Origin of the sequence: Micromonospora citrea (assembly GCF_049629545.1) — a bacterium.
Taxonomy (GTDB): domain Bacteria; phylum Actinomycetota; class Actinomycetes; order Mycobacteriales; family Micromonosporaceae; genus Micromonospora; species Micromonospora citrea_A.
This window is the reverse complement of sequence record NZ_JBNADX010000005.1, coordinates 269,371-282,946: the sequence shown is the minus strand read 5'-3', so window position 1 is coordinate 282,946 and position 13,576 is coordinate 269,371. Positions and strand designations below refer to the sequence as shown.

12 protein-coding genes are annotated in these 13,576 nt (G+C 70.0%); all 12 read right to left on the bottom strand.

Annotated features, from left to right (window positions below; translation table 11 throughout):
• Positions 1–51 precede the first annotated feature (51 nt).
• The 12 genes from ACPFP2_RS09215 to ACPFP2_RS09160 all read right to left on the bottom strand — a co-directional run bounded on the left by ACPFP2_RS09215 (position 52) and on the right by ACPFP2_RS09160 (position 13,529).
• Positions 52–597, bottom strand: coding sequence for a S26 family signal peptidase (locus tag ACPFP2_RS09215; protein ID WP_424087968.1), 546 nt, complete (start codon positions 595–597; stop codon positions 52–54).
• Positions 594–1,136: a MauE/DoxX family redox-associated membrane protein gene (locus ACPFP2_RS09210; RefSeq protein ID WP_424087966.1), complete on the bottom strand. Its 543-nt coding sequence runs from the start codon at positions 1,134–1,136 to the stop codon at positions 594–596. Before ACPFP2_RS09210 ends, ACPFP2_RS09215 begins: the two co-directional genes overlap by 4 nt.
• A gap of 9 nt (positions 1,137–1,145) precedes the next feature.
• A complete protein-coding gene (locus ACPFP2_RS09205) occupies positions 1,146–2,996 on the bottom strand; it encodes an ABC transporter ATP-binding protein (RefSeq protein WP_424087964.1) in 1,851 nt (616 codons plus the stop codon).
• A 10-nt stretch (positions 2,997–3,006) separates the two neighbouring features.
• The gene (locus tag ACPFP2_RS09200; RefSeq protein ID WP_424087962.1) at positions 3,007–3,555 is read right to left on the bottom strand and encodes a TlpA family protein disulfide reductase; all 549 of its coding nucleotides are present in this window, start codon (positions 3,553–3,555) and stop codon (positions 3,007–3,009) included.
• A gap of 163 nt (positions 3,556–3,718) precedes the next feature.
• Positions 3,719–4,732 (bottom strand): ABC transporter ATP-binding protein, encoded by a 1,014-nt coding sequence (locus ACPFP2_RS09195; protein WP_424087960.1) that lies wholly within the window; start codon positions 4,730–4,732, stop codon positions 3,719–3,721.
• A complete protein-coding gene (locus tag ACPFP2_RS09190) occupies positions 4,725–5,753 on the bottom strand; it encodes an ABC transporter ATP-binding protein (protein WP_424088033.1) in 1,029 nt (342 codons plus the stop codon). The genes ACPFP2_RS09195 and ACPFP2_RS09190 overlap by 8 nt, the downstream gene beginning before the upstream one ends.
• Positions 5,754–5,779: 26 nt before the next feature.
• Positions 5,780–6,754, bottom strand: coding sequence for an ABC transporter permease (locus ACPFP2_RS09185; RefSeq protein ID WP_424087958.1), 975 nt, complete (start codon positions 6,752–6,754; stop codon positions 5,780–5,782).
• A 72-nt stretch (positions 6,755–6,826) separates the two neighbouring features.
• Positions 6,827–7,753 (bottom strand): ABC transporter permease, encoded by a 927-nt coding sequence (locus ACPFP2_RS09180; protein ID WP_424087956.1) that lies wholly within the window; start codon positions 7,751–7,753, stop codon positions 6,827–6,829.
• 146 nt (positions 7,754–7,899) lie between these two features.
• Complete coding sequence (locus tag ACPFP2_RS09175) at positions 7,900–9,540, bottom strand: peptide ABC transporter substrate-binding protein (RefSeq protein WP_424087954.1); 1,641 nt, start codon at positions 9,538–9,540, stop codon at positions 7,900–7,902.
• Positions 9,541–10,223: 683 nt separating this feature from the next.
• Positions 10,224–11,390 carry a thioester domain-containing protein gene (locus ACPFP2_RS09170; protein WP_424087952.1) on the bottom strand — a complete coding sequence of 389 codons (1,167 nt, stop codon included), beginning with the start codon at positions 11,388–11,390 and terminating at the stop codon, positions 10,224–10,226.
• 185 nt (positions 11,391–11,575) lie between these two features.
• Positions 11,576–12,262: a response regulator gene (locus ACPFP2_RS09165; protein WP_424087950.1), complete on the bottom strand. Its 687-nt coding sequence runs from the start codon at positions 12,260–12,262 to the stop codon at positions 11,576–11,578.
• A 1-nt stretch (position 12,263) separates the two neighbouring features.
• Positions 12,264–13,529 carry a PspC domain-containing protein gene (locus ACPFP2_RS09160; protein ID WP_424087948.1) on the bottom strand — a complete coding sequence of 422 codons (1,266 nt, stop codon included), beginning with the start codon at positions 13,527–13,529 and terminating at the stop codon, positions 12,264–12,266.
• Between the last annotated feature and the right edge of the window lie 47 nt (positions 13,530–13,576).

Sequence of the window (13,576 nt, the reverse complement as noted above, 5' to 3'; positions counted from 1 at the left end):
AGACAGAGGTTAGGTCGACCCGCTACAGAAACCGTGCGTGTGCCGTACAGATCAGATGTGCGGGACCACCCGACCCGCTCTACGCGCTGCGGCGGCCCGACGCGGAAAGAGGTTTCCGACCACGACGCCGAGCACGGATTCCTCCTGGACGTAGCCGAAGCGTCGGGAGTCCACGCTCGCCGCGCGGTTGTCACCGAGCACGGCGAGGCAGCCCGCCGGCACCCGTCCGCCGAGTTGCGCGCGGTACGCGGCCAGCTCGGACGGCAGCCGATCCCCCGGCACCGCCACCGCCCGCTTGATGATCCAGGGATCCTCGACCGCCGCCCCGTCCGATCGCCGACCGGCCTGCTCGGGCACCCGCCGGCCGTCGGCCCAGCCGTGCAGGTCCTGCCACGGCGGCGGCCGCCGCACGACCACCAACCGGTGGCGCGGCACCTCGTCCAGCGCGACGCGGCGTACCAGCACCAGATCGCCGTGACGCAGGGTCGGTTCCATGCTCGGGCCCGCCACCCGTACGGCGAGGTAGCGTCGGCGCAGCCGCACCAGCCCCACGAGCGCCGGCACCGCGAGGGCCAGGGCGACGATCGCGCCGGTCATCGCGGCGACCGCCGGACCGGGCCGACCAGCAGGTCGGCGACGTCGTCGAAGACCACCACCAGCGCGGCCAGCACGACAGCCGCTCCGATGGCGAGGAACACTCCGCCGGTCGTCGCCGCGCCGTCGGTGACGGTCGCACCGGACAGCAGCCCGGCGACGGCGACCATGATCAACGCAGTGTTCCGGACCAGGTGCCGGCGTCCGAACGGCGCCACCTTCGCGCCGAAACAGGGACAGGAGACGCTCCTGCCCCTGGTCGTCACCGCCAGGACGGCGAGCGTGAAGCCCGTGAGGAGCGCCAGTGTGACCACCAGCCCGGACAGCGCGGTGGCCGGCACCAGGACCAGCACCGGCACGAGCGCCTCGGCCGCCACCACCGTCACCGCCACCGGACGGCGGACCTGTCTCGGTACCACCTCCATCGCGGCGAGACCGGCCTCGAAGGCACGGAACGCCGCGCGGTTGCGCAGCTTCGCGCCGGCCGAGACGGCGAACACCACGAACATGACCCAGCGGCTCGCGACCCAGAGGTAGACCATGGGGACGTCCTAACCCGCTTGCACCGCGCCACGCTCCTCGGCGTAGCCGCGGGCCTGCGTCCGGAAGAGTTCCGCGTAGCTGCCGCCACGCGCCAGCAGGGATTCGTGGTCGCCGCTCTCGGCCACCACACCGTCGCCCAGCACGACGATCAGGTCCGCGTCCCGGAGCGTGTTCAGGCGGTGCGAGATCACCACGCTGGTCGCACCCGACCGGTACCGACGCAGGCTGCGAGAGACCTCGTGCTCGGCCAGCGGGTCGAGTCCCGCACTGGGCTCGTCGAGGATCATCACGTCGCGGACCTGCCGGACGAAGGCGCGCGCGAGCGCCACCCGCTGCCACTGACCGCCGGACAGGAGCACCCCGGTGTCCGGATCGTCCCGCTCACCCTCGATCTTGAACAGCCGGGTGAGCAGGGTGTCGTACCCGCGAGGCAGCGCCACGAGGTCGTCGTGGATTCCCGCCGTCGAGGCCGCGCGGTGGACCAGAGCCGGATCCTCCGCCGCTCGGAGGTCCCCGAAGGCGATGTTGTCGGTGGCCGAGAGGTCGTAGTGCATGAAGTCCTGGAACACCGAACTGATCCGGCCCCGCAGCTCCTGCACGTCGAGGTCGCGCAGATCGACGCCGTCCCAGAGGATGGCCCCCCGGACGGGGTCGTAGAACCGGCAGAGCAGTTTGACCAGTGTGCTCTTGCCCGCGCCGTTGCGCCCCACCAGGCCCACGGTCGCACCGGCGGGAACGAAGAGGCTCACGCCGCGCAGGATCCAGTCGTGGTCCACGGAGTAGCGGAACCAGACGTCACGGAACTCGATGCCGTGGCGCAGCCGGGGGACCGGCACCGGGACAGCCGGCTCCGGAAGGTCCGGACCGGCGGTGACCACCGCCAGGTAGTGACCGAAGAGGATGAGCTGTTCGTTCGCCCGGGCCAGGAAGAGCGCCAGGCTGACCAGCCCACCCTGCACACCGGCCACGGTCGCCAGGAACAACGTCAGGTCACCGACCGACAGCTGCCCCGCATACGCCTGCCGCACCGACCAGATGAGCGCGGCACCCGTCACCCCGGCTGCGAGCAGGGCGAGCAGGCCCTGCAGGCGCAGCTCGACCACATCCTGGCGGCGCCGTACCGCGTTCGCCGTCCGCCGCTCCCGCAGCATGCGGCCCCGCAGGAAAGGCCCGGCGCCGAACAATCTGATCTCCTTGGCCGCCTGCACGCTGGCGAGCAGGCCGCTGTAGAAGAACTCGCGGCGCTCCACCGGGCCCAGGCCCCACGTCGTCCGTGCTCGGCGTCGCGCCATTGCGACCTCGGCCAACACCACCGGAACCGCCGCCAGCACGACGAGCACGCACATCACCGGGCTGACGACGAGCAGGGACAGCACGAAGCTCAGCACCGTGACCGCCGTGCCGACCACCGACAGCATATCGGAGACCATCGAACTCGACGTCACGCCCGCAGCCGTCTGGGCCAGCCGTAGCCGGTCCTGGAACTCCGGCTCCTCGAACCTGGCCAGCCCCTTGAAGCGTTCCACCGCCGCGTACAACTGGTCCTGGGCGCGCAGGCCGGTCGCGCGTTCCAACTGGTCCCGGAAGTACCCCGACAGGTGCGGGACGACCCCGGCCAGCAGCCCGGCGACCACCAGCGCGACGACCACCGGCGTCGGGTCCACCTGCGCCCGGCCGGTGGTGATCCCGTCCAGCAACAGCTTGGTCAGCCAGGCCGCCGCCACCGGTACGACCGCCTGCCCCAGCGCGAGCAGGGCGTAACCGGTCAGCGCGCCCGGTGCCGCCTGTGCCGCCTGGCGGAGCGCCAGCCGTCCGGCCCGCAGTGCGGACCGGACGCTCTGGTCGTCGTTCGTCTGCATCACCCGCCCGCTAGGCCGCGGCGGCGACCGGCAGCACCGACAGGTTGTGTCCACCGGCCGACACCGTGCCGGTGGCGCCCATCACGTAGAACGACGGGTAGCTCTCGGTACGGAACGCTGCGGCCACCTTCTCGGCCGCCGCTCCGGTGACCACCTCGGTTACCGGGCTCAACAGCGCCGTCATCTCCTCGGCCTCGGCCTCGCTCGCGACCACGACGGCCACGGTCGGCTCCGCGCCAGGCGGCCGGCCGGCCGCGTACGCCGCGAACTCGGGCGCCCGCTCCTTGCAGGGCTGGCAGCTCGGCGAGAAGAAGGCGACGACCGACCCGGGGACCAGGTCGGTGAGCGCGATCTGTCGCCCGGCCACCGACTCGGCAGCGAACGGCTCGGCGGACTCGCCCGGCGCCAGCAGGCCGGGGTCGGCGCCCTGCCCCCGGCCTGCGGACTTCGAGATGAGCTCGGCGTGTTCGCGCAGTCTGCGGACGACGCCGGCGGTCAACAGCAGATTGAACAGACCGAGGATGCCGACCAGGACCACCGCGGCGATCAGGATTTCCATGGCGCATGTACCTCCCGTAGGCGAAGCGTCGTCACGCTAACGACGAGCGGTACAACCGCCCTACACGACCGCTACAACGGGCTGCCCGGGAGGCTGCGACGGGGACGGAGACGACGAACCGCCTGCCGGCTTCCGTGGAGGCCGACAGGCGGTTCGGTGGGGATCACACCTCGTGGGTGGCGACGATCTCCCGCTTCTCCGCGAAGTGGCAGGCGCTCGGGTGGTCCGAGCCCGGCCGGCTCTCCAGCAGCGGCGGCTGCTCGGCGCAGATGTCCTGCGCCTTCCAGCACCGGGTCCGGAACCGGCAGCCCGAGGGCGGGCTGATCGGGGAGGGGACGTCACCGGTGAGCCGGATGATCGTCTTGTTGTCCCGCAGCGTCGGGTCCGGCACCGGCACCGCCGACAGCAGCGCCTGGGTGTACGGGTGGGTCGGCCGCTCGTAGATCTCGTCCTCGGTGCCGATCTCGACCAACTTGCCGAGGTACATCACCGCGACCCGGTCGGAGAGGTGCCGCACCACGGACAGGTCGTGGGCGATGAAGACGTACGACAGGCCGAGCTCACGCTGGAGCTGTTCCAGCAGGTTCATCACCTGCGCCTGGATCGACACGTCCAGGGCGGAGACCGGCTCGTCGCAGATGATGACCTCGGGCCGCAGGGCGAGCGCCCGGGCGATGCCGATGCGCTGGCGCTGACCGCCGGAGAACTGGTGCGGGTACCGGTTGATGTGCTCCGGGTTGAGGCCGACCAGGTCGAGCAGCTCCTTGACCTTGTCCCGGCGGCTGCCCTTCGGCGCCACCTCCGGGTGGATCTCGAACGGCTCGCCGATCAGGTCACCGACCGTCATCCGCGGGTTGAGCGAGGTGTACGGGTCCTGCATCACCAGCTGGATCTGGCGACGCAGCCGGCGCAGCGCGCCGCCGGACAGCTTGGAGATGTCCTGGCCCTTGAAGAGCACGCTGCCGGCGGTCGGCTTCTCCAGGTTCATCAGCACCCGGCTCAGCGTCGACTTGCCACAGCCCGACTCGCCCACCACGCCCAGCGTCTCGCCGGCCTTCAGGTCGAAGGAGACGCCGTCGACGGCCTTGACGTGGCCGATGGTCTTCTTGAACACCACACCCCGGGTCACCGGGTAGTGCTTGACCAGGTCACGTACCTCGAGGATGTTCTCAGTCACGGTTCACCAGCTCCTCGGCGAAGTGGCAGGCGCTGGCCCGGCCGGCGCCGATCTGCAGCAACGGGGGGAGCTTCTCGCGGCACACCGGCTGCGCCATGGCGCAGCGCGGGTTGAACGGGCAGCCCGGCGGGATGTTCATCAGGTTCGGCGGGAGGCCCTTGATGGTACGGAGCTGCTGCCCCTTCTCGTCCAGGCGCGGGATCGACTCGAGCAGGCCGAGGGTGTACGGGTGCGCCGGCTTGGCGTACAGGTCGTAGACGTCGGCTTCCTCGACGATCCGACCGGCGTACATGACCGCGATCCGGTCCGCGACGTCGGCGACCACGCCGAGGTCGTGGGTGATCAGGATCATGCCCATCCGCCGCTCCCGCTGGAGCTCGCCGAGCAGGTCCATGATCTGGGCCTGCACGGTCACGTCCAGCGCGGTGGTCGGCTCGTCCGCGATCAGCACCTCCGGGTCGAGGGCCAGCGACATCGCGATCATCGCGCGCTGCCGCATACCGCCGGAGAACTGGTGCGGGAAGTTGTTGAACCGGCCCTTGGCGTTCGGGATCTTGACCTGGTCGAGCATCTCGATCGCGCGCTTCTTGGCGTCCGCGCGGCTCATGCCGCGCCGGATCCGGAACTGCTCGGCGATCTGGAACCCGACGGTGAAGACCGGGTTCAGCGCGGAGAGCGAGTCCTGGAAGATCATCGCGATGCCCTCGCCGCGGATGCGGCGACGCTCCTCGGCGGACATCGTGAGCATGTCCTTGCCGTGGAAGCGGACCTGACCGCCGGTGACGAAGCCGGGCGGCATGTCGAGGATGCCCATGATGGTCTGCGCGGTGACGCTCTTGCCGGAGCCGGACTCGCCGAGCACGGCGAGGGTCTCCCCCGCGTCGACGTGGTACGTGACCCCGTTGATGACCTTGGCGACGCCGTCCCGGGTGCGGAACTCCACCCGCAGGTCGTCGACCTCCAGCAGCCGGCCGGAGGGGCGGCCGGATCCGTCGGCGCCCGGCGCGGACTGCTCGGACACGAGAATGTCGGACAACTCAGTCTCCCCTATCGGAGCTTCGGGTCGAGGGCCTCGCGGACAGCCTCACCGAGCATGACGAAGCTCAGCACGGCGGTGACGAGGAACGCGGAGGGGAAGAAGAGCAGGAACGGCGACGGCCGCAGGTAGTTCTGCGCTTCGTTGACCATGATTCCCCAGGAGACCACCGGGCTCTTCAGGCCGATGCCCAGGAAGGAGAGCGTGGCCTCGGCGCCGATGAACGAGCCGACCATGATCGTCCCGTACACCAGCAGCGGCGCCAGGCAGTTCGGCAGCAGGTGCTTCAGGATGATCCGGCTGGTGCTGGCGCCCATGGCCCGGGCCGCCACGATGTAGTCGGCCTCCTTGTTGGCGAGCACCGAGGAGCGCATCAGCCGCATGACCACCGGCCAGCCCAGCAGGACCAGCGACGCGATGACCAGGCCCTTGATCTGCCACTCGCTGTTGTCGGTGCCGGCGCCGTTGAAGGTGGTCAGGATGACGATGGCGCCGAGCACGAACGGCAGGCCGAAGAAGATGTCGGCGATCCGGGAGAGCAGGGCGTCCACCCAGCCACCCCGGTAACCGGCGATGATGCCCATCGTCCCGCCGATCAGCATGACGCCGGCCACGGAGAGCAGCGACACCACGATCGACGCGTTGGCGCCGTAGATCACCCGGGCGAAGACGTCACGGCCCTGCACGTCGTAGCCGAACCACGCGTCACCCGAGGGCTCCACCCGGCTGCGCGACAGTGCGCCGTTGTACGGGTCGCCGTTGGTGAACAGCGACGGGAAGATCGCCATCAGTACGAAGATCACGATGAACGTGGCGGAGATCCAGAACAGCGGCTTGCGCCGCAGGTCCCGCCAGGCATCGCCGAGCAGACCGCGGGGCTTCTCCTTGCGGGTGGCCTCCGGCTGGCCCGGGGTCGCCGGCACCATCTCGGTCGGGTTCTCCGGCCGGGGGGTGCTGACGATGGAAGCGGCACTCGGGTCACTCATGCCTGCACCTCGCTACGGTCGGCGCGGGCGTGAGTACCCGCGCACGCTGCAATGATCATTCGTTCGCTTCGCTCACTCATAGCGAATCCTCGGGTCCAGGGCGGCGTAGAGCAGGTCGACCAGCAGGTTCATCAGCAGGTAGATGAGCACCAGGACCACCACGATCGAGACAACCGTAGCGCTCTCCTTGGTGACGATCGCCCGGAGGACCTGGCGGCCGATGCCGTTGATGCCGAAGATGCCCTCGGTGATGATCGCGCCGCCCATCAGGGCGCCGAGGTCGGTGCCGAGCAGCGTCACCACCGGGATGAGGGAGTTGCGCAGCAGGTGGACGCCGACCACCCGGCGCATGGGCAGGCCCTTGGCGATCGCGGTCCGCACGTAGTCGGCGCGACGGTTCTCCGCGATGCTGGTGCGGGCGACCCGGGCGACGTACGCCGTCGAGGCGCTGCCGAGCACGAAGCCCGGAAGGATGAGTTCGGAGAAGCGCATCTCGCTGGAGACCGTGGGCTTGACGATCTCCCACTGCACGCCGAAGAGCCACTGGAGCACGAAGCCGATGACGAAGACCGGCAGCGCGATGAGGAACAGGGTGCTGACCAGGACCAGGTTGTCGAGGAAGCCGTTACGCCGCAGACCGGTGAGCACACCGGCGGTGAGGCCGATGATGGCCTCGATGAGCAGGGCGACCGCGGCCAGCTTCAACGTGTTGGGGTACGACGTCGCGATGATGTCGTTCACGGAGCGGCCGGACCAGGTCGAGCCGAAGTCCCCCTGGAAGAGGTTCTTCATGTAGACCGCGTACTGCACGAAAAACGGCTCGTCCAGGTGGTACTTCTCGGTCATCATGGCGACGTAGTTCTCCGGGCAGCCCCGATCACCGCACTTGCCGGCGAACGGGTCACCGGGAACCGCCCAGACGAGCGCGTAGATCATTAACGTCGTCCCGATGAAGACCGGAACGAGTTGGAGCAGCCGTCTCAACAGATAACGGCCCATGGGGTGGTCCTCCAGACAGGGGGCGCGTCGGACGGCCGACACGGATGGCGACGACGTGGCGAGGGAATGTTGTAACACCCCTCGCGGAACGGCCCCGGGTCGGGCTCACCGGTAGGCGAGCCCGACCCGGGGTCAGACCGTTCGGATCAGAGTTCGACAGAGGTGATGTCGAGCTCGCCGACGTTGGTCAGCTCCATCTTCTTGATCTTCTCCGAGTGGCCGGACTGCTGACCACCGAAGTAGACCGGGATCGACGGCGCGTCGGCGTCGATCTTCTCGACGGCCTGGGCGAAGAGCTTGTGCGACTCCTCCAGGCTCGGAGCACCGCTGGCCTGCTTGGCCAGGGCGTCGACCTCCGGGTTGCTGTACAGACCGTCGTTCGAGGAACCACCGGTCACGTAGAGCGGGTTGATCCAGTTCTCCACGTCCGGGTAGTCCTGCTGCCAGCCGGCGCGGTACATGCCGTCCATCTTGTGGGCGTTGATGTTCTGGCGGAAGACCGCGAAGGTCGGCACACCGGTGGCGACGGCGTCGATGCCCAGCGTGGTCTTGATCTGCTGCGCGACGGCCTCCATCCACTCCTTGTGGCTGGCGTCCGCGTTGTAGTACAGCTTCAGCTGGCCCTTGAAGCCACCGGACTTGGCGTACAGCGCCTTGGCCTGCTCCGGGTCGTACTTGCAGGAGGTGCAGTTGCCCGCCTTGGCGCCCGGGGTCAGCGGGTTGGCCCAGCTGTCGGCCGGCTTGCGGTTGCCGAAGAAGATCTTGTCGCTGATCTCCTGGCGGTTGATCGACATCGAGATCGCCTTACGCAGGTCCGCGTTCTTGAACCGGGCGTCGTAGATCGGGAAGGCGATGATGCCGGTCACCGGGGTGGTGGAAGAGATGGCCCGGTCGCCCAGGTCGTTCTTCCAGTTGTCACCCGCGAGCGAGGAGACCGGAACCTGCTGCATGAAGTCCAGGTTGTTCGAGACCAGGTCGCTGTAGGCGGCCGTGTCGTCCTGGTAGATCTTGACGTTGACGTCCTTGATCTTCATCTTGTCGCGCAGGGAGTAGTCGTCGAACCGCGTCAGCTTGATCGCGACGTTGTTCTCCCAGGACACGAACTTGACCGGGCCGTTACCGATCGGGTTCTTGCCGAACTCCTCCGCCTTGCCGGCGAAGAAGGCGTCCGGCAGCGGCATGAAGGTGCTGTAGCCGAGCTTGGTCGGGAACACGGCGGTCGGCGCGGCGAGCGTGACCTCGAAGTTCCAGTCGTCGACGACCTTGAGGCCGGACATCTCCTTGGCGGTCGGCTCCGGGGCCTTCTTCGGGCCGTCGCCGTCCGGGTCGGAGGTGTTGACGTCCGAGAAGCCCGCGATGTCGGAGAAGAAGCTGGAGTTCTGCGCGCCGTTCGGCGAGTACGCGCCCCAGTTCCAGGCGTCCACGAAGTTCTTGGCCTTGACGACGGTGCCGTCGTGGAACTTCGTGTTCTGCTTGATCTTGATCTTGTAGACCTTGGAGTCGGTCGTCTCGATCGACTCGGCCAGCGCGTTCTGCGGCGCGCCACCGTTGTTCGGGTACTCGACCAGGCCGGTGAACAGCCAGTCGATGATCTTGCCGCCACCGGTCTCGGTGGTGTTGGCCGGAACCAGGGGGTTCTCCGGCTCGGTACCGTCGACGATGATGCTGCCGTCGCTGGTCTTGGCGGCGTCGCCGCCCTCGTCGCTGCCGCTGGAGCAGCCGGACGCGATGAGCGCGAATGCCGCGCCCGCGGCGATCGCGCCGCTCGCCCGCTTCGAGACTCTCATTCCGAGGGGCCTCCTCTTTCTAACCTGGTTCCGTCGTGGGTTTCACGCACGCATGGGGGTGACACCGCCGGCGACCTCGTGTTCAGGTCACCGGTTTACCGCAGAGGAAATCGGGACACCCCAGGGGGACCGATCCGCCGGGCCACCTCACCCTTCGCGTCCGACGCCGCGCAGGCTCGACGGCCACGAGCCGCGTTGGTGAGCGGCGCCGTGGCCGGCAAGACGTACGGGGTGCCTCGCGCCAGGGGTGAGGTGCTGCCACTGTGACACCCACCGGCCCATTACGTGAAGGTGCCGTTATCAAGCCGTTAGTTGCCCGCCGCGTTGCCGATACCAGAGAAAAGATCATGAACCGCTCCGGCCGTACCGCTCTGAACAGGTAAGACGTCCGGGCTGCCGAGCGCGGCCCGGCTCGTGGACGGGGGCCCGCGAGCCTCCTCGCCTGCCCCGGGGCACTCTCCGGCGCCCACCGGCCGCCGGCCGATTCCACCCGTCCGGACGATGCCGGCATCGGCTGCGCGGGGACGATCACCGACCGGGTGGCCGACGGCGTCGAGGTCACGTACCCGATCGGGCTCGACAGCGACGCCGCGCGGACCGGAGACGACCCCACGGACCCGCCCCCCCGACACACCTCGGGCCCCGGCGCCGCACGTGGCGGTGCCGGGGCCCGAGATGGTCCGTCAGGCGGTGAAGCGGACCTTGCGGCGGCGGACCACCAGGACGGCGATCGCGCCCACCGCGAGCAGCAGCACACCGGCCGCCGCGGCGGCCGCGATCGGCGAACCGGTCAGCGGCAGGTCGCCGCCGTTGCCGGCCGGCGAGGTGGACGGCGCGGGGCTCTCGGCCGGGGCCGACGGCGAGGGCGACTCGGCCGGGGTGGAGGCCGACGGCGACGGCGAGCTCGGCGACGGGCTGGGGCTGCTCGGGGCGGCGGCGAAGGTCGCCTCGGCGGCGGCGGTGACGGTGGCGCCGGTGCTGCCGCCGAGGATCAGCTTCTGCGCGGGCCGCTGGCCGGTGAAGAGGAAGACCCGGCCGAAGGAGACCGAGTCCTGGGCGGAGAGGGCCACCTTGACGGCGCCGGGGCCGGTGGCGGTCAACCAGAACTGTCCGCCGTTGGTGGTCGTCGTCACCGGACGGCCCTCGGCGTCGACCGCCGCGCCGCCGTCGGCCGCGATGGTGATCTCGCCGGCCGGGCCCTTGACCGTGAACGGCCCGGCCTTGTCGCCGACGGTGGCCTTGGCACTGGCCGGGTCGACGCTCAGTTCGGCCCGCGGCTCGGGCTGGTCGCTGGCGTTGTCGACCAGGTGGTCGTGGACCTTCTTGACGACGTCGTACTGCTGCTTGGTCAACAGGTCACGGCCCTGCACCCACTCCCCGAGCGTGACGTTGTCGCTGAACCGCCAGATGGCCGTCTGGGTGCCGAAGTAGAGCAGGGTGTCCCGACGCCTGGTGTCGATCTGCTCCGGCAGGTCGACACCGGCGGCGGCGAGCAGCTTGCCCGGGTCGGCGTTCGGATAGCCGTGGGTGAGCACCCACTGCACCTTGCCGAGGTTCTTCACCTGGGACTCGTCCCAGGTGCCCTCCTTGTACCTGCCGTCGATCGCCACGGCGGTGTGGTAGTCGATGCAGAAGGCGGGAACCAGCTTGCCGTCGATCTTGAGGGCCAGCTGACCGACACTCTTCGGCGCGCCCTCGAGCATCAGCTTGACGCTGCCGCCCACGGACTTGGCCTGGCCGGTGGCCGGCTCCTCGGCGGCGGCCGGCGCGGCGGCGCCGAGCGCCAGCGCGCCGCCGGCGACGGTCGCGAGGGCGATCCGGGCCCAGCGCCGTCCGCGTACTCCGAACATCACGATTCGTGCACCTCTCCCCAAGGGTGGTGTGGCCCGCTCGTGGCGGGCCTGCATGGGTCGCCGTTCCCGCGGGATTTCGCACCACCCGCACGCGAGAACGCGACGGGGCATTATGGAACACGAACTGATCTCTTGTCAGCACCTGGGCTCGTGCCGCCCGGTACTTCCGGTTCGTCCCGGCGTCACACCAGGCGTCGGTCCGCCGCCCAGCGGGACAGCTCGTACCGGTTGGACATCTGGAGCTTGCGCAGCACGTTGGAGACGTGAGTCTCGACCGTCTTGATCGAGATGAACAGCTCCTTGGCGATCTCCTTGTACGCGTACCCCCGGGCGAGCAGGCGCAGCACCTCACGCTCCCGGTTGGTGAGCTGGTCCAGCTCCGGGTCGGCGACCGGCGCGTCCGGACGGGCCGCGAAGGCGTCCAGCACGAACCCGGCCAGCCGGGGGCTGAACACCGCGTCGCCGTCGGCCACCCGGCGGATCGCCGCGGTCAGCTCGTCCGGGGAGATCGTCTTCGTCACGTAGCCCCGCGCGCCGGCCCGGATCAGCCCGATCACGTCCTCGGCCGCGTCCGACACGCTCAGCGCCAGGAACTTGACCTGCGGGTGGGTACGCCGCATCGCGTCCAGCACCGCCCGGCCACCCCCGTCGGGCATGTGCACGTCGAGCAGGACCACGTCCGGCCGGGTCGCGGCGATCCGGGTGACCGCCTCGGCCACCGTGCTCGCCTCCCCCACCACCTCGACGTGCGCGCCCAACTCCGCCCGGACCCCGGCCCGGAACATGGCGTGGTCGTCGACGAGGAAGACCCGCAGCCGCTCGGTACGGGCGTCCGCCCCCTCGACCGGTTCCATCGACTGCTCCGCCATGTCATCTGTCCCTTTCCGCCGTGGAGCCGTTGCCGGTGATCGGCAGGATCAACCGGACCTCGGTCCCTTCCCCCGGCCCGGACCGGATCTCCGCCCGGCCGCCGTGCCGCTTCATCCGCCCGACGATCGATCCTCGTACGCCGTGCCGGTGATCCTCCACGGTATCCGGGTCGAATCCCTTGCCCCGGTCCCGGACGAAGACGCTCACCTGCTCCGGCTCGACCTCGGCGTAGAGCGACACCGTCGCCACCCCGGCGTGCCGGGCCGCGTTGACCAGCGCCTCCCGGGCGGCCGCCACCAGCGCCCCGACCCGCTCGTCGGTCTCCCGGTCCCCCACCACAACCGCCTCGACGGTGATCGCGAAGGTGTCCTCCACCTCGGCGGCGGCCTGCTCCAGCGCCGCCGCGAACCGCTCGCTCGGCGACCCGGTCGGCTTGTAGAGCCAGTTGCGCAGCGACCGCTCCTGGCCACGCGCCAGCCGCTGCACGGTCTTGACGTCGGTGGCGTTGCGCTGGATCAGCGCGAGGGTGTGCAGCACCTGGTCGTGCACCATGGCGGCCAGTTCGGCCCGCTCCTGCTCGCGGATGCGGCCCTCCCGCTCCGAGCGGAGCTGGCTCCACGTCCGCCAGAGCACCGGCGCCGCCACCACCCCGACCCCGGCCAGCCCGACCAACGCGAAGATCACCCCGTTGACGACCGCGTCGACGTTCTGCACCGGCGAGTAGACCGCCGCCACGCCGATGATGCCGACCGCGACCAGCACCCCGCCGCCGACGAAGCGGAGCACGAACGCCCGCCGGTCGCTCTCCTCCACCACCGCGCCCAGCCAGGGCACCGGCATGGACTCGCCCCACTGCCGGCGGCGCTCCGGCGCGGACTGGTGCCAGATCACCCCGGCGCCCACCGCGATGATCGCCACCAGCCAGCCGGCGGTGCCCGCCGCGCCGACCGAGTCGAAGACCATCACCTGCACCAGCAGCACGCCCAGCCCGATCAGCACGAACGGCAGCAACTGGGCCAGGTCCCGGCGGGGCGGCGCGGCCGCGTCCCCCGGGCGCAACGGCACCACCGCCCAGAACGCCGCGTACAGCAGCAGCCCCAGGCCGCTGAGGCCGAGCAGGACCATGAACGCGACCCGGACCCGCAGCACCGGGATGCCGAGGTGGTCGGCGATGCCGGCGGCCACGCCGGCGGCCAGCCGGTGCTCGGGCGCCCGGTAGAGGCGGGGCGGCTGCGTCACGGTGCTGATCGGAGGCTCCCTGGTCACGGAGGGTGCGGCACGGACACCGGAGGGTCCACCGGTTCCGGTCCGAT

What these genes read in the sequence shown, in the direction of transcription:
- ACPFP2_RS09170 (WP_424087952.1), bottom strand. Translation starts at nt 11,390, where the DNA reads ATGTTCGGAGTACGCGGACGGCGCTGGGCCCGGATCGCCCTCGCGACC.
- ACPFP2_RS09210 (WP_424087966.1), bottom strand. Translation starts at nt 1,136, where the DNA reads ATGGTCTACCTCTGGGTCGCGAGCCGCTGGGTCATGTTCGTGGTGTTC.
- ACPFP2_RS09200 (WP_424087962.1), bottom strand. Translation starts at nt 3,555, where the DNA reads ATGGAAATCCTGATCGCCGCGGTGGTCCTGGTCGGCATCCTCGGTCTG.
- ACPFP2_RS09175 (WP_424087954.1), bottom strand. Translation starts at nt 9,540, where the DNA reads ATGAGAGTCTCGAAGCGGGCGAGCGGCGCGATCGCCGCGGGCGCGGCA.
- ACPFP2_RS09185 (WP_424087958.1), bottom strand. Translation starts at nt 6,754, where the DNA reads ATGAGTGACCCGAGTGCCGCTTCCATCGTCAGCACCCCCCGGCCGGAG.
- ACPFP2_RS09215 (WP_424087968.1), bottom strand. Translation starts at nt 597, where the DNA reads ATGACCGGCGCGATCGTCGCCCTGGCCCTCGCGGTGCCGGCGCTCGTG.
- ACPFP2_RS09205 (WP_424087964.1), bottom strand. Translation starts at nt 2,996, where the DNA reads ATGCAGACGAACGACGACCAGAGCGTCCGGTCCGCACTGCGGGCCGGA.
- ACPFP2_RS09165 (WP_424087950.1), bottom strand. Translation starts at nt 12,262, where the DNA reads ATGGCGGAGCAGTCGATGGAACCGGTCGAGGGGGCGGACGCCCGTACC.
- ACPFP2_RS09180 (WP_424087956.1), bottom strand. Translation starts at nt 7,753, where the DNA reads ATGGGCCGTTATCTGTTGAGACGGCTGCTCCAACTCGTTCCGGTCTTC.